Raw genomic sequence first — 22,456 nt, 5'->3', positions numbered from 1 at the left:
GCCGGTGCGTCACAGGAGCATCTTTGCGTACGCGGCATTCGCCTTCGTCCACTATGGTCATCGACATGGCCGCATGCGGCGTTAGCGCGAGATTCAGGACACCATCCATCGGCTGGGAACCACCGTCGTCCCGGCGAGCGGTGCCCGTGGATCCCGCGGTCCCACCGGTTACCGCCGGGACGAACGCAGGTTCCTGGAGCAGTTCCGTGACCCCATTTCGCGGGATCTCGACCCCCGCTCCAGTTTTGCTCCAGTCAGGCGTGCGACCGTCCACAGTGGATCAAAATGCAAGATCGCCCGCCGGACCTGCTTCAGCAGGTCCGGCGGGCGATTGATATGCCGTATTCACTTGTGGAGCTGAGGGGACTCGAACCCCTGACCCTCACACTGCCAGTGTGATGCGCTACCAGCTGCGCCACAGCCCCGTACTCCCCACGTTCCCGACCGGTTCCCCCGCCGTTCTCGTGTGGCAATACCGTACATCACCACCCCCGTCCCGACGAAATCGGGGGTATCCCTCCCGCATCCGGCCTGCTAGACCGGGGTGCATGGGTCCCGTACCGCTCGTCGAGCCCGAAGCCGAGGGCATGTCCCCGGACGTGAGGCGTGCCCTCCAGGAACGCCGGTTGCGCCAGCTCCTGACCCGCCTGCTCGACGCCGACGGTCTCCAAGCCGCACGGCTGCGGGATGCGGGGGTCACGCGCCCTGCCGAGGTCGGTTTGGACGACCTTCATGCCCTGCCGTTCGTGACCAAACAGGACCTGTGGGACCACTACCCGTTCGGTTTTCAGGTCGACGACCGCATCGTGTGCGTCCACGGGTCTTCCGGCACGGGCGGGCGGCCCACGCTCGTTCCTTACACCGCCCGGGATGTTGACATCTGGGCCGGGGTGATGGCTCGTGCGCTCGGTGGGGCCGGTGTCACGCGGCGCAGTCTTGTTCACAATGCTTATGGTTACGGGCTGTTCACCGGTGGCTTGGGGGTGCACCACGGGGGGATGCGGTTGGGGGCCACCGTGGTTCCCTTGTCGGGCGGCATGACGGAGCGCCAGGTGCGCCTCATCGCCGATCTTCAGCCCGATGTGCTGTGCTGCACGCCTTCTTACGCGATCCACCTGGGTGAGGCCTTGAGGGCCGCCGGTGTTGCTCCTCCGTTCCGGGTGGGGTTGTTCGGCGCCGAGCCGTGGACCGGGGGGATGCGCCGGCAGGTCGAGGAGCTGCTCGGGATCCGCGCCCTGGACATCTACGGGCTCTCCGAGGTGATCGGTCCCGGTGTGGCGTGCGAGTCGTTGGATTCCGACCACATGCTCAACGTCGCCGAGGACCACTTCCTGGTGGAGGCGGTGGACGAGGCCGGTCGGCCGGTGCCGGACGGGACGCCGGGTGAGCTGGTGTTCACCACGGTGACCAAGACGGGGATGCCGTTGTTGCGCTACCGCACCGGCGACGTCGCCTCGCTCGCCCCTCCGGTCCCGGGTTCGCCGCGGACGCTCAGGCGGATGAGCAAGTTGTTGGGACGGCGGGACGACATGCTCGTGGTGCGCGGTGTCAACGTGTTCCCCACCGAGATCGAGGCGGTGGTCCTGGCGGACGCCCGGGTCGGGCCGCACTACCTGGTCGTCGAGGACCGGCGGGACGCCGGGCGGCCCGAGTTGCGCGTGGTGGTGGAGAGCGGGCACGACGTGGCCCCCGACCTCACCGCCGCGCTCCGGGAGCGCCTCGGCGTCACGTGCCGCGTCGCGGTCGTCCCGGTGGGCTCGGTGCCGCGGGCGGAGACCGGCAAGGCCCGGCGGCTGGTCCGGTGGGACGGTGGCCCGCCGCCGGTGGCCGGGCTCACCTGAGCAGGTCGGTCAACCAGTTCTCGTTGCCGAAGTCGACGACCTGACCGTCCTTCATCACCGTCGGGGTGCCCTTGAACTGGCCGCCCGCGCGCAGCTCGTCGAGGCCGGACTGGGCCTCGGCCTCGTGGGCGCCGCCGTCGACGCACTGCTTGAACGCGTCGCCGGTGATGCCGAGGTCCGTGCCGAGCTTCACCAGCTCTTCCTTGGTGTGGCCGGGGCCGCCCTCGTCGGGTTGCCGGGCGAACAGCGTCTCGTGGTACTCCCAGAACTCGCCCTGGTCGGCCGCGCACAGCGCCGCGTTCGACGAGTCCCGCGAGTAGCCCTCGGGGTCGGAGTACCTGATGAGGAACGGCAGCGCGTGGTAGCGCACGCGCAGGTCGCCCGCCTCGATGGCGCTCTTGATCTGCGCGCCGTAGACCTCTTTGAAGTTGCGGCACGCCGGGCAGAGGAAGTCCTCGTACAGGTCGATCGTGGCCTTGGCGCCCTCGTCGCCCACGACCACGACGGCGCCGTCGCGCTCGACCGGTGCGGAGATGCCGGTGAGGTCCGCGGGCGGGGTCAGGGCCTGGTCGTCCTCGCTCCGGGCGGTCCAGATGACGCCGCCGATGACGACCAGCGCCAGCACCACCACGACGACCACGCCGATGACGACCTTGTTGCGGTCGCCGCCGCCGGATCGCGCCGCCGTCACGACCTTCGCCGCCTGCTGCGCCTGCTTCTTCTTCCGAGCGTTGCGCTCCGCGCCACCCACTTGTCGCCCGTCCTTCCCGGTCCGCTGCGCCCGCAGGCTACCGAGGGATGCTGAGCGGAACCTGAGCGGTCACGCCTCCGGCTGACGCGGGCGGCCGGCCAGGCGCTCGCCGGTGGGCAGCTCGGGGCCCTCGTCGAGCCGACCGCACTCACCGGCCACCGTCGCCCCGACGTGCGTCTCCGCCTTCTTCGGCAGGGTCTCGGGCGCGACGAACCAGAACACCAGCGACAGGGCGAGCATCGCACCCGTCAGGGTGAACGCGGCCTGGTAGGAGAAGGCGTCGACGAGCACGCCGGCGAGCAGCGGGCCGACGATCGCGCCGAGATCGGCGGCCATCTGGAACGCGGCGAGCACCGGCCCGCCCTTGGCCTTCTCGCCGATGACGTCGGCGACCACGGCGTTCTGCGGCGGGTTGAGCAGCCCGGCGCCCGCTCCCGCGACCAGCGAGGCGATCATGAACATGGGCACGTCGGCGCTCAGGCCCAGCCCGGCGGTGCCGATCGCGGACACCACGAGCCCGGCGATGGCCACGGGCTTGCGGCCGGTGCTGTCGGCCAGCTTGCCGGACACCATCAGGGTGGCGGCGTTGCCCGCGGCGAACACCGACAGGGAGATGCCGGCCACGGCGGGCGTGCTGCGCAGCGCCTCCACCACGAACAGCGGCACCAGCGACATGCGCACGCCGAACACCGCCCAGCCGTTGGTGAACCCGGAGGCCAGCGTGGCCCGGTAGGCGGGCAGCCGCACGGCGGCGCGCACGGTCAGCGTCTCCTGGTCGGTGGACCTGTCCAGGGCGGCGAGCGTGGAGCGGCGCAGGAACCACCAGACCACGAGGGCGGCGACCACGAGCGCGGCGGCGTAGGCGATGAACGGGGCCTCGATCGAGATCTCCACCAGGGCCGCGCCGACGATGGGGCCGCCGATGTTGCCGAGCAGGAACCCGGTGGCCCACAGCCCGGACGCCCGGCCGCGCATGGGCGGCGGCGTGATCCGGATCAGCAGGCCGATCGCGGCGACGGTGAACATGGTCGAGCCGATGCCCGCGAACGAGCGGAACGCCAGCAGCTGCCAGTACGAGCCGACGAAGCCGCACGCGCCGGTGCCGAGGGCCACGATGAGGATGCCGACGATGTAGACGCGCTGCTCGCCGAACCGGTCGACCAGCCGGCCGCTCACCGGCGCGAACACGAGCCTGACCAGGGCGAACGAGCTGATCACCACGGACACGGCGAACGTTCCGACGTCGAAGCTCTTGGCGAAGGCGGGCAGGACCGGCGCGACGATGCCGAACCCGAGGGCGATGATGAAGCTCGCCGCCACGAGGACCCACACCTCGCTCGGCAGCTTCAGCTCCGCCTCTTTGGCACTCCCCCGCACAGCGCTCCCCCTCCGGTTCCCTCGGCAGGCCCGAGGACGTTGTCCGTTAGCCCTGCTAAGGATATGCGCTGCGGCAACTAAATACTCAATCGAGGAGTTCGTCCACTCTCCGCGCATAGGCGGTCACCGGGTAGCAGGCCTCGAACCCGCACGCCTCCGCGAACCGCTCCCCCGCGCCGCCCTCGGCCACGTGGGCCGCCACCAGCAGCGCGCCCGCGTCCCGCAGCGCCGCCACCGCGGTCGCGACCAGCGCGCCGCCGAGCCCGCGCCGCCGCCGGGCCGGGCGCACCACCACGTGCTCGACCAGGCCGACACCGCGCTCGCCGAACCCGGAGGCGAACCCGCCGAGCCGGTCGCCGTCGTCGACCACGACGAACGCGCACCGCGGGTCGTCCGCCCGCTGCCCGAGGTGCCGCAGCAGCCGCGGCCCGTCCACGCCCAGGTCGTCGGCCAGCAGCTCGGCGATGCCGGGCAGGTCCACGTCCCGCGCGGGCCGCACCGGGGGCGACGCGGTCGCCGGGCCCCGGTGCACCACGGCCAGCGCCTCCTCCACCGCGTGCCACCCGGTGTCGTCGGCGATGCCCTCGATCTCGGCCACGGTGGTCGGCGACGCGTAGAGCACCGCCTCGGCCCGGCCCACGTCGGCGAAGGTCTGCTCCAGCCGCATCAGCGTGCCCGCGACCTCGGCCGACGACCCGTACACCGCGCACGCGTGGTTGCCGCCGGGCAGCGGGTCGTCCCGGTTCACCACGACCTGGGCCGCGCCCACCCGGCCGACCTTGCCGTACCGGACCGCGCCGGAGGCGAGCCGGGCGGCCTCCACCAGCCCGGCCAGCTCGCGGGCCCGGTACGGGTCCAGCAGCTCCGGGTCGTCGGGGTCGCGCAGCGGGTCAACCACGCATCCCCCGCCCCTTCCACCGGGTGGTGCCGCGCAGCGCGTGCCACGCCGCCTCCAGCGACAGCGCGCCGAACACCACCGGGGCCACCGGCCCGAGCACCGCCGCGACCCGCGGCTGCCCGGTGCGGCGCAGGAACGCGTACAGCGCCAGCGACTGCGCCAGCCACGCCACCAGGCCCGGCTTGGACCCGCGCAGGGTCGCCACCAGCGGCACCGCGCCGTACGCGACGTGCGCGACACCCGCGGTGACCAGTCCGAGGAACGCGGTGGCCGGGCCCTTCGAGTAGAGGTCGGTGCCCGCGACCATGCTCTTGCGCATCGACGCCCACGCGTCGCCGAACGCGTCCAGGCCCGAGGTGGTCAGCGAGCCGGCGCCGTCCGCGTACCGGGTGCGGCCGCCGGTGTCGCGGACCCGGGTGGCGAAGCCCACGTCGTCCGCGCGGGACCCGGCGATCGCGGCCCAACCGCCCGCCCGCTCGCAGGCCTCGCGCCGCACGAGGATGCAGTGGCCGACGGCCAGCGCCATGCCGCGCCGACCGTCGATCGTGGTCGTCTCGAACAGCAGCTGGTTGGTCGGCGGCAGCAGCAGCCACCAGCCGGGGCCGGGCCGGGTGCCGCGGCCGGAGGTGGACACCAGGTCGACCTGCCAGCGGTGGGCGCCCGCGAGCAGCCTGCCGACCAGGTCCGGCGCGGCCTCGGTGTCGGCGTCCACGTACAGCAGCCAGTCGGTGTCGACGTCGGCGCTGCCCACGTGCAGCGCGTGCACCTTGCCCGCCCACCCGGACGGCGGGCCGGCGCTCTCGACCAGCCGCACGCGCGGGTCCTCGGCCGCGTGCCGCCGCACGACCTCGGCGGTGCGGTCGGTCGAGGCGTCGTCGACGACCACGATCCGCAGGTCCGGGTAGTCCTGCTCCCGCAGCCCGGTGAGGCAGCGGTCGATGGTCCGCTCCTCGTCGCGGGCGGGCACCACGACCGTCACCGGGCCGTCGTGGACGCCCTCGCCCGGCAGCCGCTCGACCTCGCGCCACACCTTCACCGCCACCGCCGCGCGCGCCAGGGTCAGCGCGGCGCCGAGGACTCCCCATTTCCCCATGGGTCAACATTGGCACACTCACTCCCGTGGAGCTGCCCGACCTGCCCATCCGCCCGCTGCTCGGCGACATCGCCGGCACGCTGGCCGACCACGGCTCGCTGGTGCTGGTCGCGCCGCCCGGCACGGGCAAGACGACGCTGGTGCCGCTCGCGCTGGAGGGCCGCGTGGTGGTCGCCGAACCCCGCAGGCTGGCCGCCCGCGCCGCGGCCGCGCGGATGGCGAGCCTGCTGGGCGAGCCGGTCGGGCGGACCGTCGGCTACTCGGTGCGCGGCGACCGCAGGACCTCGAAGGACACCCGGGTCGAGGTGGTGACCTCGGGCCTGCTGGTGCGGCGGCTCCAGCACGACCCGGAGCTGGCCGGCGTCGGCACGGTGCTGCTGGACGAGTGCCACGAGCGGCACCTGGACGCGGACCTGCTGCTGGCGCTGCTGCTCGACGCGCGGGCCGGGCTGCGGCCGGACCTGAGGCTGCTGGCGACCTCGGCCACGGTCGCCGCCGACCGGCTCGCGGAGCTGCTGGGCGACGCGCCCGTGCTGCGGGTGGAGGCGCGCGCGTTCCCGGTGGAGGTGACCCACGCGCCGCCCGCGCGCGGTGAGCGCGTCGAGGCGGCCGTGGCCCGCGCGACCCGCCGGGCGCTGTCCGAAGTGGACGGCGACGTGCTGGCGTTCCTGCCCGGCGTGGCGGAGATCCGGCGGTGCGCGGCGCTGCTGGGCGACGACGTGGACGTGCTCCCGCTGCACGGCAGGCTGGCCGCGTCCGCCCAGGACGCGGCGCTGCGCCCCGGCGGCCGGCGGCGCGTGGTGCTGGCCACCGCGATCGCCGAGTCGAGCCTGACCGTGCCGGGGGTGCGCGCGGTGGTGGACTCGGGGCTGGCGCGGGTGCCCCGGGTGGACCACCGGCGCGGCCTGGCGGGCCTGGCCACGGTGCGGGTCAGCGCGGCGGTGGCCGACCAGCGGGCGGGCCGGGCGGGCCGCGAGGCGCCGGGCCGGGTCTACCGCTGCTGGCCCGCGCACGAGCACGGCACCCTGCCCCGCTACCCGGAACCCGAGATCCGCACCGCCGACCTGACCCGGTTGGCGCTGGAGCTGGCGTGCTGGGGCGTGCCGGACGGCGAGGGCCTGGGCTGGTGGGACGCCCCGCCGCCGGGCGCGCTGGACGCGGGCCGGTCGGTGCTGCGGGCGCTGGGCGCGCTGGACGGGCGTGGCGCGACGGACCGGGGCAGGCGGATGGCCGACCTGGGCCTGCACCCGCGGCTCGCGCGGGCGCTGCTCGACGGCGCGGACGCCGTGGGCGCGCGCACCGCGGCGCGGGTGGTGGCCCTGCTGGACGACGACCGCGCGTCGTCCGGGGTCGAGCTGGACGTGCGCGACGCCGACCCGCGCGAGGCGCGCAGGCTGGCCGCGCTGGTGCGGGGCCGGGATCCGGACGGCGGCGACCCGGCGCTGGTCGTGGCCCTGGCGCACCCCGAGCGGTTGGCGCGCAGGCGCGCACCCGGCTCACCGGTCTACCTGATGGCGGGCGGCACCGCGGTGGAGCTGCCGCCGGGCAGCCGCCTGGCCGACGCCGAGTGGCTGGCCGTCGCGGTGGCCGACCGCGAGCCGGGCCGCGCGCACGGCCGGGTCCGGCTGGCCGCCCGCGCCGACGAGGAGCTGGCCCTGGCCGCCGCGCCCGCACTGGTCGTCGAGGAGGACGACGTGCGGTGGGACGGCGACGTGGTGGCGAACCGCGTGCGCAGGCTCGGCGCGATCCCGCTGTCGACCAAGCCGTTGCGCGATCCCGGCGCGGCGCGGCGGGCGCTGCTGGAGGGCCTGCGCGCCGAGGGCGTCGGCCTGCTGCGCTGGGACGCGGACGGCGTGCGCACGCGCGAGCGGATGGCGTTCCTGCACCGCGTGCTGGGCGACCCGTGGCCGTCCGTCGAGGACGAGGCGCTGCTGGGGGTCGTGGACCTCGGTGACGCGCGCCGCAGGTCCGACCTCCAGCGGATCGGCGGGGAGCAGGTGGTGCGGCGGCTGCTGCCGTGGCCCGCGGCGGCGCGCTTCGACGAGCTGGCGCCCGACCGGTTGGAGGTGCCGTCCGGCTCTCGGGTCCGCGTCGACTACTCGGGGCCCGAGCCGGTGCTGCCGGTGAAGGTGCAGGAGGTGTTCGGCTGGACCGACACGCCGCGCCTGGCCGGTGGCCGGGTGCCGGTGGTGCTGCACCTGCTGTCGCCGGCCGGGCGGCCGACCGCGGTGACCGGCGACCTCGCGTCGTTCTGGCGGACCGGGTACCCGCAGGTCAGGGCGGAGCTCCGGGGCCGGTACCCGAAGCACCGGTGGCCGGAGGACCCGATGACCGCCGCACCCGCCCGCCGCTGACCACTTGACGGAAGGCGTCAAGTACTTGACGATAGCCGTCAAGGAGGTGCGTCGTGCTCGCGGAACAGCTCGCCACGATCATCAGGGTCCGACTCCTGGACCCGCTGGAGATCCTCTTCGACGACGTCGGCGACCTGCCCGACCGCGTCGACGCGGTGGCCGGGCGGATGGCCGCGACCCTCCTGGGCGACGACGAGACGGCCGCCCGGCACACCATCGCGCGGCTCGTCGGCGCGCTCTACCCCGGTGACGAGCCGTTCGACCCGCCCGCCGACTGGTGGCGGACCCCGCTCGGGCGGGTCGTCGCCCGGCGGATGGGGCACCCGGCGGCGCACTCGGTCTCGTACTCGGTGGCCGGCGCGATGCTCGGCGTCACCAAGCAGGGCGTCCACGACCTGGTGCGGCGCGGCAAGTTGACCAAGGACCCGGAAGGCGGCGTGACCGTCGCCTCGGTGAGAGCGAGGTTGAACGCGTGAAGGTGTTGGCGCTGCACGGAGCGGGCGGGTCGCCCGCGGACTGGACGCCGGTCGTCGAGGCCATGACGGGCGGGCACGAGGTGGTGCCCCTGGAGCTGCGCGGGCCGTGGGACTGGGAGTCGGTGCTCGACCGGATCGAGCCGCACGCGGCGGACAACCCGGCCGTGGTCGGCATGTCGATGGGCGGCATGGTCGCCGCGCTGTGGGGTCGGCGGCACCCCGAGTGCCCGGCGGTGGTCGACCTCGACGGGCACGGCGTGCCGACGCAGGTCCGGCGCTACCTCGACCCGGCGCCGCTGGCGGAGATCGACGAGCTGCGCGAGGCGTTCCGCGCCTACGGGGAACCGGAGCTGCAACGAGCCCTGGAGGAGCTGGACTGCTTCGAGGTGCTCCAGGAGGTCCGCTGCCCGGTGCTGCTCGCCGTGGCGACGCGGCCGATGGCCGGTCAGGCGCTGTTCGAGCCGTACCGGCGGGGGCTCGAACGCGACCTGGCGACGCTGCCGGACAACGTCGAGGTGGTGCGCCTGGACGCCACGCACGCCGTCGCGTTCGAGCAGCCGGGGCTGGTGGCCGACCTGATCGAGAGGTACCTCGACGGCCGCCGGCTTAGCCTCCCGGAACATGAAGGATCTTTCCCGTCGTAGCTTCTTCGGGTTGAGCGCGCTCACCACCGCCGCCCTGACCACCGGCCGCGCCGCCGCGTCCGACGGCCACGTCCCCGCGATCGTCGTCGGCAGCGGGTACGGCGCGGCCGTCTCGGCGTTGCGGCTGGGCGAGGCGGGCGTCCGCACCCTCGTGCTGGAGATGGGGCAGGCGTGGACGACGCCCGGCCCGGACGGCGACGTCCACTGCGACATGGTCAACCCGGACCGGCGCTCGATGTGGTTCAAGGATCGCACCGAGGCGCCGGTCAACGGCATCCTCTTCCTCGACCTGGCCAACCGGCCGATCCCGCGCTGGGCGGGCGTCCTCGACCGGGTGAACTTCCCGGGCATGGGCGTCTACGTGGGCCGGGGCGTCGGCGGCGGCTCCCTGGTCAACGGCGGCATGGCCGTGGTGCCCGACCGGGCGTACTTCGAGCAGGTGCTGCCCGGCGTCGACGCCGCGGACATGTACGGGCGGTGGTTCCCGCTGGCCCAGCGGATGCTCCGGGTCAACGCCATCCCCGGCTCGTACTTCGAGGGCAGCGAGTACTACCGGTACGCCAGGCTGTCACGGACCCTCGCCGGCCGCGCCGGGTACGGCACGAGGTTCCTGCCGAACGTCTACTCGTTCGACCACATGGCCCGCGAGGAGCGCGGCGAGGCGCCGAAGTCGGCGCTGGCCACCGAGGTGCTCTACGGCAACAACCACGGCAAGTTCTCCCTGGACAAGGGGTACCTGGCGCAGGCGACGGCCACCGGCAACGTCACCATCGCGCCGCTGCACCGGGTGACCCGGATCCAGCCGACCGCCACCGGGTACGCGCTGGCGGTCCGCCGGATCACCCCCGACGGCGAGCTGGTCGCCGAGAAGCACCTGACGTGCGACCACCTGTTCCTGGGCGCGGGCAGCCTGGGGTCCACCGAGCTGCTGCTGCGCGCCCGCGAGACCGGCGACCTGCCCGACCTCGGCGACGAGGTCGGCGAGGGCTGGGGGCCCAACGGCAACGTGATGGTCGCCCGCAACAACCACCTGCTGCACCCGACCGGCCTCAAGCAGTCGGCCATCCCCGTGCTCGCGATCGAGGACCCGGCGCGCGACGTGATCGCCGAGATCGCGCCCGTGCCCGCGGGCGTCGAGACCTACGTGAGCCTGTACCTGGCCATCACCAAGAACCCCAACCGGGGCCGCTTCACGTTCGACCACGCGCGGGACCGCGCCGAGCTCCAGTGGACCGCCGCGCAGGCCCAGCCCTCCGTGGCCGCCGCCCGCGGGCTGTTCGACGACATCAACGACGCCAACGGCACGACCTACCGCCACGACGTGTTCGCCAACAACCAGCCGTTCACCGCCGACTTCTGCTACCACCCGCTGGGCGGCGCGGTGCTGGGCCGGGCGACCGACGGGTTCGGCCGCGTCAACGGCTACCGCCGGCTGTACGTGACCGACGGCGCGCTGGTGCCCGGCTCGCTGGGCGTGAACCCGTTCGTCACCATCACGGCCCTGGCCGAGCGCAACATCGCCCGGGTCATCGCCGAGGACCTGGTCTAGCCCGCGATCCCGGGGCCCGCGCGGGCCCCGGGGTCGTCCACCCGGTCAGAGCACCGAGCGCACCACACCGCCCTCGGCCCGCACGGCCGCGCCGTTGGTGATCGCCGCCAGCGGGCTGGCCAGGAAGAGGACCACGTTGGCGACCTCCTCGGGCGTGGCGAACCGCTGGATCAGCGAGGTGGGGCGGTTGTCCTGGAAGAACCGGGCTTCGAGCTGGTCGCGGGACAGGCCGCTCTGCGCGGACGCGCCGTCCAGCATCTCGGCGACGCCCTCGGTGACGGTCGGGCCGGGCAGCACCGTGTTGACGGTGACGGCGGTGCCCTTGGTCAGCTCCGCCAGCCCGCGCGCCAACGCCAGCGTCGCGGTCTTCGTGACCGAGTAGTGCAGCATCTCCACCGCCATGTCGACGGCGGCGTCGCTGCTGATGAAGAGGACGCGGCCCTGGTTCCGCGAGATCATCCGGTCCAGGTGGTGCCGGGACAGCCGCACCCCGCCCATGACGTTGGTCTGGAAGTACCGCAGCCACTCGTCGTCGGAGATCTCCCGGAACGGCCGCAGCTCGAACGAGGACACGTTGTTGACCAGCACGTCGACGTCGGGCGCGGCCGCGATGACGGTGTCGGAGCCCTCCGCCGTGCCGACGTCCGCGACGACCTCGACCACCTCGGCCCCCGGCACGGCGGCCGCCAACCGCTTGGCGGCCTGTGCGAGCCGCTCCCCGTCGCGGCCGTTGAGGACGACCTTCGCGCCCTCGCGGGCGAACCCCTCGGCGATCGCGTACCCGATGCCCGCCGAGGAACCCGTGACCAGCGCGGTCCTGCCCTGCAATCGGAGGTCCACTGCACCATCCCCTGGAAGATCCACTCCAACCCTGACGACGGGACACTAGGGCCGGTCGGGTGACAGGTGGCCGCACAAGACTTCGGCCCGCGCCCACGGGGGTTCGGTGTCGGGGGTGGGAGAACAGGAGCGGCCCCCTCCCGCGAGGAAGGGGGCCGCTCCGCTACCGGTGGAGGTGCCGGGAATCGAACCCGGGTCCTCTGCCGCCTCATCAAGGCTTCTCCGTGCGCAGTCCGCTAAGCCTCTACTCGACCCCGACGATCACGCGGACAAGTCGTCGTGGCGGGCCCAGCCACTGTGGGTGTCCCGACCGTCCCCCGTGGCCGGGGACGGCGGTGAGCCTCCTAGCTGATGCCGGCGACCGGAGCGGAGGCTCCTCCGGGCCGACAGCGTCGCTCCTGGCCTCAGGCGGCGAGGGCGAACGCGCGCTGGTCGTTAGACTCGGCGCTTATTGGTTTGCGATGACGCTTGCGGTGGTCTCTCGCCTGCACCGGCACGCTTCCCTTGAATCAACGCACAAAGTCGAAACCGTTCACCCCCTGGTCTTGGGTCTCCGCACATCATAACGCCCCGCGGCCCGCCGTTCATTCCCATTACCGCCCACGAGGCGGTAGGGCTGTCCCCACCTGCTGTTGTCCGGCGCACCTGATGGCCCGATGTCACCCGGACCGGCGATGCTGGTCGGGTACATCTGGCGGTGAAGGTGGGGAACATGACGACGCGGACCGACCCGGACGTGTTCCGGACCAGCGGGTACCTCCTGCTGAACCTGGCGACCGGGCTCTTCTGGTTCTGCCTGCTGGTGCCGCTGACCGCGATCAGCGTCAGCACGCTGTTCATCGGGATCGGCCTGCCGCTGGGCGTGCTGACCCTGCTCCTGGCCCGCGCGGCGGCGTCCGGCGAGCGGGCGCTGGTGCGCGTGGCGCTGGGGGTCGACATCCCGAACCCGCACCGCCCGCTGCCCGCCTCGGGCCTCCTCGACCGCGCCAGGGTGGTCGTCAAGGACCCGTCGACGTGGCGCGACCTGGGCTACTGGCTGCTCATGCTGCCGCTGGGCGTGGCCGAGTTCTCGATCACGCTGGTCCTGGGCGCCACGGTCGCGGCCATGGTCCTGCTGCCCTTCTACCAGCACTGGCTGTCCGCCACGTGGGAGGTGCTGCTGCCCTGGGGCGTCTGGTCGATCGACACCTTCGTCAAGGCCATCCCGGTGACCGTGCTCGGCGTGCTGCTCGGCCTGGTCGCCATCCGCCTGGTCAAGCTCATGGGCGCCGGTCACGCCGCGCTCGCCAGGGCGGTGCTCGGCCCGTCGCGGACGAGCCTGCTGTCGGCCGAGACCGAGCGGCTGTCGGCCAGCCGGGCGCGGGGCGTCGAGGCGGCCGAGGCCGAGCGCAGGCGCATCGAGCGCGACCTGCACGACGGCGCGCAGCAGCGGCTGGTGGCGGTGGCCATGGGCCTGGGCCGGGCGCGCGGCAAGCTGGACACCGACCCCGAGTCGGCCCGCGCGCTGATCGCCGAGGCCCACGCCGACGCCAAGCTGGCCATCTCCGAGCTGCGCGACCTGGCCCGCGGCATCTACCCGTCGGTGCTGGGCGACCGCGGCCTGGACGCGGCGCTGTCGTCGCTGGCCGCCCGGTGCCCCGTCCCGGTGGCGGTGGAGGTCGACGTCGAGCCGCGCCCGCCGACGGCGGTGGAGAGCACCGCCTACTTCACCGTCGCCGAGGCGCTGACGAACCTCGCCAAGCACTCCGGGGCCACCGCGGCGCACGTGAGCGTGACCCGCACGGAGAACTCCGTGGTCGTGGAGGTCGTGGACGACGGGCGCGGCGGCGCGCAGGCCCGTCCGGGGGGTGGGCTCGCCGGCCTGGCGGACCGGGCTGCGACGATCGACGGCGTGGTGGTCGTGCTGAGCCCCGTCGGTGGGCCGACTGTGATCCGGGCGGAGTTGCCGTGCGCGTGGTGATCGCCGAGGACTCGGTGCTGCTCAGGGTGGGCGTGCAGCGCCTGCTGGCCGACGAGGGCATCGAGACCGTCGCGGCCGTGGAGGACGGCGACGCGCTGCTCGTCGCGGTCGAGGAGCACCGGCCCGACCTGGCCGTGGTGGACGTGCGGATGCCGCCGACGTTCACCGACGAGGGCCTGCGGGCGGCGATCGAGGCGCGCAAGCGGGTGCCGGACCTGCCGGTGCTGGTGCTCTCGCAGTACGTGGAGGAGCGGTACGCGGTCGAGCTGCTCGCGGGCGGCTCGACCGGCGTCGGCTACCTGCTCAAGGAGCGGGTGGCCGACGTGTCCGAGTTCGTGGCCGCGGTGCGCCGGGTCGCCGCCGGCGGCACCAGCATCGACCACGAGGTCATGATGCAGCTGATGGTGCGGGCCAGGCGCAACCCGGTCGACGCGCTCACCCAGCGCGAGCGGGAGGTGCTGGGCCTGATGGCGCAGGGCCTGTCCAACAGCGCCATCGCCGCGTCGCTGGTCGTGTCGGACGGCGCGGTCGAGAAGCACGTGGGCAACATCTTCGCCAAGCTCGGCCTGGAGCCCAGCACCTCCGAGCACCGCCGGGTCCGGGCCGTGCTGGCGTACCTCAACCTGGGGTAGCCGCGCGGCCCGGGGTCAGTACCGGCCCTTGAGCGCCCGGCCGTGCGCCCGCTGGATCTCCCGCTGCGCGTCCCGCTTGGCCAGGTCCTGGCGCTTGTCGTAGGCCTTCTTGCCGCGCGCGAGCGCCAGCTCGACCTTGACGTACCCGTCCTTGAAGTACATCTGGAGCGGGATCAGCGACAGGCCGCTCTCCTTGGTCTTGCCGATCAGCCGCTCGATCTCGCTCTTGTGCAGCAGCAGCTTCCGCTTGCGGCGCACCTCGTGGTTGGTCCACGTGCCCGCCACGTACTCGGGGATGTGCAGCGCGTGCAGCCAGATCTCGCCGTCGTCGACCTGGCCGAAGGCGTCCACAAGGGACGCCCTGCCCATCCGCAGGCTCTTCACCTCGGTGCCGACGAGCACGACGCCCGCTTCGTAGGTGTCGAGGATGGTGTAGTCGTGCCGAGCCTTGCGGTTCGACGCGATCACCTTCTGACCGCGCTCCTTGACCATGACCGCAACCTTACGTGACCGCGCCAGCCGTTATAGGCGCACGTAGAGACGGAGCGTGACGTACCCGGTCAGCGCCGAGATCAGGATCGCCACACCCACCAGGACGGGCGCCAGGAACAGGATCTCGACCATGCTCACCTCGGGGATGATGTTGGACGAGAACAGCTCGCCCAGCACCCGGTTGAGCAGGAACACCTTGGTCACCACGAGCAGGCCGATCGCGGCGATCGCGCCGATCACGCCGGCGACCACCGCCTCGATGAGGAACGGCAGCTGCGTGTACCAGCGGGTCGCGCCCACCAGCCGCATGATGCCGACCTCCGTGCGCCGGGTGAACGCCGACACCTGGATGGTGTTCGAGATCAGCAGCAGCGCCGCGGCGGCCTGGAGCAGCGCCAGCGCCAGGGCCGCGTCGCGCACGCCGTTGAGGAAGCCGAACAGGCGGTCGAGGTCCTGGCTCTGGTCGTCGACGTTCTTCACGCCGGCCTTGCCGTTGAACTCCTGCACGATCACGTCGGACCGCTCGGGGTCCTCCAGCTTGACCCGGAACATGGCCGGGATGGCCTCCGGCCGGGCCAGCTTCACCAGCTCGGGCTGGGCCTCGAAGATCTTCTGGAACCGCTCGTAGCCCTTCTCGCGGTTCTCGAAGACGACCGTGTCGACCCCCGACATGGTCTCCAGGTCGGTGCGCAGGCCCCGGCACGGCTCCTGCGTGCAGTCCTTGTCGTTCGAGCTGATGTCGTTGGTCAGCATGACGGCCACTTCGAGCTGGCCCAGGTAGTCGTCCTGCATCTTGCCGACCATGTTGACGACCAGCAGGCCGACGCCGAACAGGAAGAGCGAGATCGCGGTCGTCAGCACCATCGCGATGGTCATCGTGACGTTCCGGCGAAGGCCGGTGACGACCTCGCTGAACACGAAGCTGGTACGCATCGGGGGAGCGTTCCTCAGGGTCGGGGGTCGGAGGGGGTGTTCAGCGGCCCACGCCGTAAACGCCCCGCGCGTCGTCGCGGATGATGCGGCCGTTGTCGAGCTCGACGACGCGGCGGCGCATGGAGTCGACGATCGAGTGGTCGTGGGTGGCCATCAGCACCGTCGTGCCGGTGCGGTTGATCCGCTCCAGCAGGAGCATGATGTCCTGGCTCGTGTCGGGGTCCAGGTTCCCGGTCGGCTCGTCGGCGAGCAGGACCAGGGGCCGGTTGACGAACGCGCGGGCGATGGCGACCCGCTGCTGCTCACCACCCGACAGCTCGTGCGGCATGCGGTCGGCCTTGCCGTCCAGGCCGACCAGCTGGAGCACCTCGGGCACCACCTTGACGATGGTGTTGCGCGGCTTGCCGATGACCTCCAGCGCGAACGCGACGTTCTCCGCGACGGTCTTGGCGGTCAGCAGCCGGAAGTCCTGGAAGACGCAGCCGATCGACTGGCGCAGGCGGGGGACCCGGCGCCGGGACATCTTGGCGACGTCGAAGTTCGACACGTACACGCGGCCCTTGCTGGGCACCTCTTCGCGCAGCAGCAGGCGCAGGAACGTGGACTTGCCGGACCCGGACGGCCCGATGAGGAACACGAACTCACCCTTGGCGATCTCGACGGAGACGTTGTCGAGCGCGGGGCGCGAAGAGGTCTTGTAGACCTTGGACACGTGTTCGAGGCGAATCACGAGGCGCGAGTCTACTCATCGGCGGCGTAAAGCCCCCGTCTCGCCCATTTGCAGCACTGCCGGACGGGGGCTTGACCGATCAGGACTGCTGCTGCTTGCGCCAGCGGATGCCCGCCTCCAGGAAGGCGTCGATCTCGCCGTCGAGCACCGCGGACGGGTTGCCGACCTCGTGCTCGGTGCGCAGGTCCTTGACCATCTGGTAGGGGTGCAGCACGTAGGAGCGCATCTGGTTGCCCCAGCTGGAGCCGGTGTCCTTGAGCGCGTCCATCTTGGCCTGCTCCTCCTGGCGCTGCCGCTCCAGCAGCTTCGCCTGGAGCACGGCCATGGCGGTGGCCTTGTTCTGGAGCTGCGAGCGCTCGTTCTGGCAGGAGACCACGATGCCGGTCGGGATGTGCGTGAGGCGCACCGCCGAGTCGGTCGTGTTCACGCCCTGGCCGCCGGGGCCGGACGAGCGGTAGACGTCGACCCGCAGGTCCTTCTCGTCGATGTCGACGTGGTCGGTCTGCTCGACCACCGGCACCACCTCGACGCCCGCGAACGACGTCTGCCGGCGGCCCTGGTTGTCGAACGGCGAGATGCGCACCAGGCGGTGGGTGCCCTGCTCCACGCTCAGCGTGCCGTAGGCGTAGGGGGCGGTGACCCGGAACGTGGCGGACTTGATGCCCGCCTCCTCCGCGTAAGAGGTGTCGAACACGTCCACGGGGTAGCCGTGGCGCTCCGCCCACCGCGAGTACATGCGCAGGAGCATCTCGGCGAAGTCCGCCGCGTCGATGCCGCCCGCCTCGGCGCGGATGGTGACCAGCGCGTTGCGCTCGTCGTACTCGCCGGACAGCAGGGTGCGGACCTCCAGCGACGAGATCTCGTCGCGGAGCTTCGCGCGCTCGGTGTCGGCCTCGGCGAGGCTGCCCTCGTCGCCCTCGTCCTCGGCCAGCTCGTAGAGCACGCCGAGGTCGTCCAGGCGGTCGCGCAGCCCGGTGATCCGCCGCAGCTCGCCCTGCTTGTGCGAGAGCTGGCTGTTGACGCGCTGCGCCTTCTCCTGGTCGTCCCACAGGTCGGGGCGGGCCGCCTCCTGCTCCAGCTCGGCGACCTGCGCGCGCAGCGAATCGAGGTCCATCACCGCCTCGATGCTCGCGAGCGTGGCGGAGAGGTCCTTGATGTCTGCTTCGACGTCGGGGTTCACGGCAGAAGATTACGCCAGGACCGGTCGCGGAGCGCGACCGGTTGGCGCGCCTCAGCCGTGCGGGATGGCGTCGAGCAGCTTGAGCACGGCCTTGGCGTGGGCCAGGCCGAACTCGGCGACCGCCTTCGAGTAGGCGTCCTCGGCGGTCTTGACGGCGGTCCGGGCGGCGTCCTGCTCGGCGCCGTAGGTGGCGCGCGCCGAGTCGATCAGGTTCTGCCGCTGCTTGGGCGTCAACGAGCCGGCGTGCACCAGGCGCAGGATCAGCGGGCTGCGCAGGTGGTCCGGACCGGGCTCGGAGAGCAACCAGTTCTTGAACGCCTTCTTGCCCGCCGCCGTGAGGACGTACTGCTGGCTGGAGCGCGGTCCCTGCTTGCCGAGGCGGAGCAGGCCGGCGTCCGCCAGCGCGGGCAGCTCGCGGTAGACCTGGCTGCGGGTGACGCTGAAGAACGCACCGAAGCGCTCCCCGGCCTCAGCCACGAGCTGGCCACCGGTCTTGGGTCCGTCGTGCAGCAGCCCGAGCAGGGCCGCCGCGGTCGCATTCAGGTCCGACACCCCACCAACGGTGCCACGCCGTGCGGACGGTGTCCACAATGGTCAGCCGTTCCGTCCACAGTGGCTGATCACGGGCTAGCGGAGTTGGGCCAAGCGGAGCAACGGGAAGCACCTCTCCGTAACCGGCGCCCCGGACCCCACCACGCGTTCAGCCGCTTGACCCGGGTTGTCCACGCGAGCCGGAATCCCTTGCACCCCACCGAAACCGCACTATTGCGTTCACCCTAACGGCAGCCGCGGTCACCGCCCGCAGCCACTCGCCGCCACATCCCGGCCCCTCCGATAGCACAACTCGGTGATGTCGTCCCCCTGATCTGGCAAACACGGCCGGTGGTGGGACCATTACCACGGGTGTTCGTATCCTGGGAGGTCAGCTGTGGGCATCAAGTGGACAACGGGGACCAAGGTCGTGCGCAACGCCCGCGCGTGGGCGAGCGGCACCATCCCCGAGCAAGCGGGCAAGGACGAGTGCATGGTGTGCGGCAAGCACATCCGCCGGCACCGCACGGTCAGCGGCGAGGGCCGGGTCTGCTCGTTGACCTGCGCGCAGTACTGGGCCGAGAACATGTCCTGAAGGCAAAAGGCCCCCTCTCCGAAGAGAGGGGGCCTTCAACGCAGTAGCGGGGACAGGATTTGAACCTGCGACCTCTGGGTTATGAGCCCAGCGAGCTACCGAGCTGCTCCACCCCGCGTTGACATGTAGAACTATACACACCCCGAAAACCCCCTTTTCCAGGGGGGTACCCAAACCACATTTCCGCAGCTCAGGCGGGATCCCGAGAACCTGACGCACCAGTCGGCCCCCACGGCGGCCCACCCAAATCCACCAAGGTTTTTCCCATCCCCACCCACCCCCCACCCGGAGGTGCAGGGGGCGGAGCCCTCCTGCCCGGGGCCCGGGGGTAGGACCCCCGGTGTGAAATGCGAAAAAGTCCCGTCTGCGCGCTCCGCAGACGGGACTCTTCCAACTTTGTAGCGGGGACAGGATTTGAACCTGCGACCTCTGGGTTATGAGCCCAGCGAGCTACCGAGCTGCTCCACCCCGCGTTGGTAATGCTTACTCTACGCAGGGATTGCCGTGAGATGCAAATCGGGTGGCCCCGATGTGTCCGGGGCCACCCGATCCAGTGACTACCTCACCGGTTTCCGCAGGTCAGCCGGTCGGCGTCGGCGTCGGCTGCGTCGTCGACGGCTGCGTCGTCGAAGCCGGCGGCTGCGTCGCGGAGGCGTTGGCCGAGTCGAACCGCTTCATGGCGTCGTCCAGCGCCTTGTAGGCGTTGCCCAGCGCCGCGAAGTCACCGCTGGACTGCGCCGCCCTGATCTGCGACAGCGCCGACTGCATGTCCCGGACCGCCTGCTGGACGTCCGGCGACTGCCCGTCGCCGGCGTTCGGCACGGTCGGCGTGGTCGACGGGTTGTTCGACGGCGGCTGGTTGCCGCTGTCCTGACCCGGCACCTGGGTGGAGGCGCCGGTGAGCACCTTCTCCAGGGCCTCGCTCAGCGTCGGCGCGTAGCCCACCTTGTCGCCGAAGCTGACCAGCACCTTGTAGAGCTGCGGGAACTGGGTGTTCTGGCTGGCCCGCTCGATGTAGATCGGCTCGACGTAGAGCAGGCCGCCGCCCACCGGGAGGGTGATCAGGTTGCCGTAGACGACGTTGGTCTGCCGCTGGGTGAGCAGGTTCAGCTCGCTGCTGACCTCGCCGGAGGTCAGGAACTGCGTCTGGATCTGCTGCGGGCCCTTGGCCTCGTTGTTCAGGGTGAGCACGCTGAACCGGCCGTAGTTGTCCGGGTCGGACCTCACCGTCACGTACGACGCCATGAACTCGCGGTTCTCGCGCACCAACGCGCTGGTCAGCTGGAAGCTGACCTTGTTCGGGTCGCCGGTCGGGTCGCCCGCCAGCACGTAGAACGGCGGCTGCTGGTCGCGCTGCTGGCGGCTCTGCTGCTCCTGGGCCTCCACCGTGGTGGCGTTGTCCACGGTCGGGTCGGACGGCACGGCCCAGAACGAGACACCCGAGTAGAAGTCGCGCGGGTTGTCCACGTGGTAGCGGGCCAGGATCTCGCGCTGGACCTTGAACAGGTCCTCCGGGTAGCGCAGGTGCTCGCGCAGCGACGGCGACATGTCGCCGGCCGGCTTCACCGTGCCCGGGAACACGCCCTGCCAGGCCTTCAGCACGGGGTCGCGCTCGTCCATCGCGTACAGGCTCACCGTGCCGTCGTAGGCGTCCACAGTGGCCTTGACCGAGTTCCGGATGTAGCTGATCTGCCGGTTCGGCTGCTGCGCCACGCCCGGCAGCGAGTCCCTGGTGGCGTCGCTCAGGGCGGTGCGCCGCGCGTAGGGGTAGTTGTCGAGCGTGGTGTACCCGTCGACGATCCAGGTGATGCGGCCGTCGACCACCGCCGGGTACGGGTCGCCGTCCACGGTCAGCCACGGCGCCACGTCCTCGACGCGGTCGCGCGGGTTCCGGTTGAAGATGATCCGCGAGTCGTCGCCGATGGCCGAGTTGAACAGGATGTTCCGCTCGCCGTAGGCCGCGGCGAAGACCAGCTTGTTGAACAGGCCGCCGATGCGGACGCCGCCCTTGCCCTCGTAGGTGTACGACGAGCCGTCGGTGTCGTACTCGCCGGGCGCGCCCTCGCCCCGGCCGCCGACGATGGCGTAGTCGCCGGGCTGGCCCATCTCGCCGAAGTAGGTCCGCGGCTGCTCCACGCCGAACGGGCCGGGCTTGACCTGCCCGTCCTGGCCGACCTCGGCCACCTCGAACAGCGGGTAACCGCCGTTGCCGCCCTCGTCGACGGCCGAGTTGACCTTGCTGGCCTCGGCGAACACCATGCCGTTGCCGTGCGTGTAGATGAGGTGCTGGTTGATCCAGTCGCGCTGGGCCTGCGGGATGCCGCCGGTGTTCAGCTCGCGGACCGCCACGATGTAGTCCTGGAGCTGCTCGTCCACTTTGTACCGGTCGACGTCGAGCTTCGCCGGGAACGAGTAGAACGGCCGCAGCTGCTGGAACTGCGTGAACGTCTTGGAGATGACCGCCGGGTCGAGCAGCCGCACGTTGCCGACCGTCGCCTGGTCGTTGCGCAGCTCGTCGAGCGAGACGTTCTGCTTGCCCGCGTACGACTCGGTCTCGACCTTGTCCTCGGTCAGCCCGTAGGCCTGTCTGGTCGCCTCGATGTTGCGGCTGATCGACTGCGCTTCCTTCTCGATGGCGTTCGGCCGGACCGAGAACTGCTCCAGCACGGCGGGCCAGGCGGCGCCGACCAGGACGCTGGACAGCACCAGCAGCACGGTCGCGATGGCGGGCAGCTGGAGGTTGCGCAGCACCGCGCCCGCGAAGAACGCCACGGCGCAGAAGACCGCGATGAACAGCAGGATCAGCTTGGCGGGCAGCACCGCGTTCAGGTCGGTGTAGCTCGCGCCCTGGAACCGGGAGTTCCGGTCGGAGAAGAGCAGCTGGTACCGGTCGAGGAAGTACGCGCCCGCCTTGAGCAGCACGAACACACCGGCGACGATGGCCAGGTGGGTGCGGGCGGGACCGGACAGCTGCCCGCCGCGACCGGCCAGCCGGATCCCGCCGAACAGGTAGTGCGCCACCACCGCGCCGATGAACGAGACCGCGGTGGCGATGAACAGCCACGACAGCAGCCAGGTGTAGAACGGCAGCTCGAAGGCGTAGAAGCCGATGTCGTGCCCGAACTCGGGGTCGGTCACCCCGAACGCGGTGCTGTTGAGGAACAGCTGGAGCTGCTGCCAGTCCGCCTGCGCCGAGGCGCCGGCGACGAGGCCGACCAGGGCGGGCAGGCCGATGGCGAACAGCCGCATCCGGCGGGCGACGATCGCCCGGTAGCGCGCCACCGGGTCGTCGGGCCCGGTGACCGGCACGAACACCGGCCGGCTCCGGTAGGCGAGGATGAGGTTGATCGCGACGAGGCCGCCCACCAGCAGGCCCACGGCGAGGAACAACCCGAACCGGGTCGCGAGCACCGTGCCGTAGACGCTGCGGAAGCCGACCTCGCCGAACCAGAGCCAGTTGACGTAGGTGCCGAGCAGCCTGGAACCGGTGATGAGACCGACCAGGACCACCGCACCGACGATGAGCAGAATCCGGCTGCGACGGGACAGCCTGGGCAGTCCGACCGGGGGCCGTGTGGCC

At 71.9% G+C, this 22,456-nt stretch carries 19 protein-coding genes, 3 tRNA genes and 1 other RNA gene; 8 read left to right on the top strand and 15 right to left on the bottom strand.

Annotated features, from left to right (window positions below; translation table 11 throughout):
* Positions 1-352: 352 nt before the first annotated feature.
* Positions 353-425 (bottom strand) — tRNA-Ala (locus ABD223_RS39175).
* A gap of 123 nt (positions 426-548) precedes the next feature.
* Here ABD223_RS39175 and ABD223_RS39170 point away from each other — a divergent pair.
* Entirely contained in the window at positions 549-1,841 is a 1,293-nt protein-coding gene (locus ABD223_RS39170; protein WP_344042605.1) for a phenylacetate--CoA ligase family protein, read from the top strand.
* Here the strand turns inward: ABD223_RS39170 and ABD223_RS39165 are convergent.
* The 4 genes from ABD223_RS39165 to ABD223_RS39150 form a co-directional block, all read right to left on the bottom strand.
* Positions 1,834-2,592: a DsbA family protein gene (locus tag ABD223_RS39165; RefSeq protein ID WP_344042603.1), complete on the bottom strand. Its 759-nt coding sequence runs from the start codon at positions 2,590-2,592 to the stop codon at positions 1,834-1,836. The two genes, ABD223_RS39170 and ABD223_RS39165, sit on opposite strands and share 8 nt — an antisense overlap.
* A gap of 69 nt (positions 2,593-2,661) precedes the next feature.
* A complete protein-coding gene (locus ABD223_RS39160; protein WP_344042601.1) occupies positions 2,662-3,969 on the bottom strand; it encodes an MFS transporter in 1,308 nt (435 codons plus the stop codon).
* Positions 3,970-4,054: 85 nt separating this feature from the next.
* Positions 4,055-4,867 carry a GNAT family N-acetyltransferase gene (locus ABD223_RS39155; protein ID WP_344042599.1) on the bottom strand — a complete coding sequence of 271 codons (813 nt, stop codon included), beginning with the start codon at positions 4,865-4,867 and terminating at the stop codon, positions 4,055-4,057.
* The gene (locus ABD223_RS39150; protein WP_344042597.1) at positions 4,860-5,960 is read right to left on the bottom strand and encodes a glycosyltransferase; all 1,101 of its coding nucleotides are present in this window, start codon (positions 5,958-5,960) and stop codon (positions 4,860-4,862) included. Before ABD223_RS39150 ends, ABD223_RS39155 begins: the two co-directional genes overlap by 8 nt.
* Positions 5,961-5,986: 26 nt before the next feature.
* Between ABD223_RS39150 and hrpB the strand changes: the two genes are divergently transcribed.
* From hrpB to ABD223_RS39130, 4 genes are read left to right on the top strand one after another with little or no spacing between them, the layout of a single operon-like run.
* Positions 5,987-8,314: an ATP-dependent helicase HrpB gene (gene hrpB, locus ABD223_RS39145; RefSeq protein ID WP_344042595.1), complete on the top strand. Its 2,328-nt coding sequence runs from the start codon at positions 5,987-5,989 to the stop codon at positions 8,312-8,314.
* 53 nt (positions 8,315-8,367) lie between these two features.
* On the top strand, positions 8,368-8,790 hold the full coding sequence (locus ABD223_RS39140) for a hypothetical protein (protein WP_344042593.1): 423 nt from the start codon (positions 8,368-8,370) through the stop codon (positions 8,788-8,790).
* A complete protein-coding gene (locus ABD223_RS39135; RefSeq protein WP_344042591.1) occupies positions 8,787-9,434 on the top strand; it encodes an alpha/beta fold hydrolase in 648 nt (215 codons plus the stop codon). Before ABD223_RS39140 ends, ABD223_RS39135 begins: the two co-directional genes overlap by 4 nt.
* The gene (locus tag ABD223_RS39130; RefSeq protein WP_344042589.1) at positions 9,412-10,983 is read left to right on the top strand and encodes a GMC oxidoreductase; all 1,572 of its coding nucleotides are present in this window, start codon (positions 9,412-9,414) and stop codon (positions 10,981-10,983) included. Before ABD223_RS39135 ends, ABD223_RS39130 begins: the two co-directional genes overlap by 23 nt.
* Before the next feature lie 45 nt (positions 10,984-11,028).
* Here the strand turns inward: ABD223_RS39130 and ABD223_RS39125 are convergent, their stop codons facing one another.
* Positions 11,029-11,823 carry an SDR family NAD(P)-dependent oxidoreductase gene (locus ABD223_RS39125; RefSeq protein WP_344042587.1) on the bottom strand — a complete coding sequence of 265 codons (795 nt, stop codon included), beginning with the start codon at positions 11,821-11,823 and terminating at the stop codon, positions 11,029-11,031.
* Positions 11,824-11,990: 167 nt separating this feature from the next.
* Positions 11,991-12,363, bottom strand: a transfer-messenger RNA (tmRNA) gene (ssrA, locus tag ABD223_RS39120).
* Positions 12,364-12,535: 172 nt separating this feature from the next.
* On the opposite strand from ssrA, the gene ABD223_RS39115 reads away from it, so the two are divergent.
* Positions 12,536-13,783, top strand: a complete 1,248-nt coding sequence (locus ABD223_RS39115) for a sensor histidine kinase (protein WP_344042585.1) — start codon at positions 12,536-12,538, stop codon at positions 13,781-13,783.
* On the top strand, positions 13,771-14,415 hold the full coding sequence (locus ABD223_RS39110; RefSeq protein WP_344042583.1) for a response regulator transcription factor: 645 nt from the start codon (positions 13,771-13,773) through the stop codon (positions 14,413-14,415). The genes ABD223_RS39115 and ABD223_RS39110 overlap by 13 nt, the downstream gene beginning before the upstream one ends.
* A 15-nt stretch (positions 14,416-14,430) precedes the next feature.
* On the opposite strand, the gene smpB is transcribed toward ABD223_RS39110, so the two are convergent.
* From smpB to ABD223_RS39085, 5 genes are all read right to left on the bottom strand, one after another.
* Complete coding sequence (gene smpB, locus ABD223_RS39105; protein WP_344042581.1) at positions 14,431-14,907, bottom strand: SsrA-binding protein SmpB; 477 nt, start codon at positions 14,905-14,907, stop codon at positions 14,431-14,433.
* Between the two features lie 30 nt (positions 14,908-14,937).
* A complete protein-coding gene (gene ftsX, locus ABD223_RS39100; protein WP_344042579.1) occupies positions 14,938-15,840 on the bottom strand; it encodes a permease-like cell division protein FtsX in 903 nt (300 codons plus the stop codon).
* Between the two features lie 40 nt (positions 15,841-15,880).
* Positions 15,881-16,570, bottom strand: a complete 690-nt coding sequence (ftsE, locus tag ABD223_RS39095) for a cell division ATP-binding protein FtsE (RefSeq protein WP_344042577.1) — start codon at positions 16,568-16,570, stop codon at positions 15,881-15,883.
* A gap of 79 nt (positions 16,571-16,649) precedes the next feature.
* Complete coding sequence (gene prfB, locus ABD223_RS39090; RefSeq protein WP_344042575.1) at positions 16,650-17,750, bottom strand: peptide chain release factor 2; 1,101 nt, start codon at positions 17,748-17,750, stop codon at positions 16,650-16,652.
* 51 nt (positions 17,751-17,801) lie between these two features.
* Positions 17,802-18,302 carry a PadR family transcriptional regulator gene (locus ABD223_RS39085; protein WP_344042573.1) on the bottom strand — a complete coding sequence of 167 codons (501 nt, stop codon included), beginning with the start codon at positions 18,300-18,302 and terminating at the stop codon, positions 17,802-17,804.
* Between the two features lie 376 nt (positions 18,303-18,678).
* On the opposite strand from ABD223_RS39085, the gene ABD223_RS39080 reads away from it, so the two are divergent.
* Positions 18,679-18,876, top strand: coding sequence for a hypothetical protein (locus ABD223_RS39080; RefSeq protein ID WP_344042571.1), 198 nt, complete (start codon positions 18,679-18,681; stop codon positions 18,874-18,876).
* A gap of 44 nt (positions 18,877-18,920) precedes the next feature.
* On the opposite strand, the gene ABD223_RS39075 is transcribed toward ABD223_RS39080, so the two are convergent.
* From ABD223_RS39075 to ABD223_RS39065, 3 genes are all read right to left on the bottom strand, one after another.
* Positions 18,921-18,994: transfer RNA gene (locus ABD223_RS39075), tRNA-Met, on the bottom strand.
* 281 nt (positions 18,995-19,275) lie between these two features.
* A tRNA-Met gene (locus ABD223_RS39070) sits at positions 19,276-19,349 on the bottom strand.
* A gap of 106 nt (positions 19,350-19,455) precedes the next feature.
* The gene (locus ABD223_RS39065) at positions 19,456-22,434 is read right to left on the bottom strand and encodes a UPF0182 family protein (RefSeq protein ID WP_380648835.1); all 2,979 of its coding nucleotides are present in this window, start codon (positions 22,432-22,434) and stop codon (positions 19,456-19,458) included.
* Positions 22,435-22,456: the final 22 nt, after the last annotated feature.

This window comes from Saccharothrix xinjiangensis (assembly GCF_039527585.1).
GTDB classification, from domain to species: Bacteria; Actinomycetota; Actinomycetes; order Mycobacteriales; family Pseudonocardiaceae; genus Actinosynnema; species Actinosynnema xinjiangensis.
The sequence above is the reverse complement of the archived record's forward strand: the minus strand, read 5'-3'. Positions and strand labels throughout refer to the sequence as shown.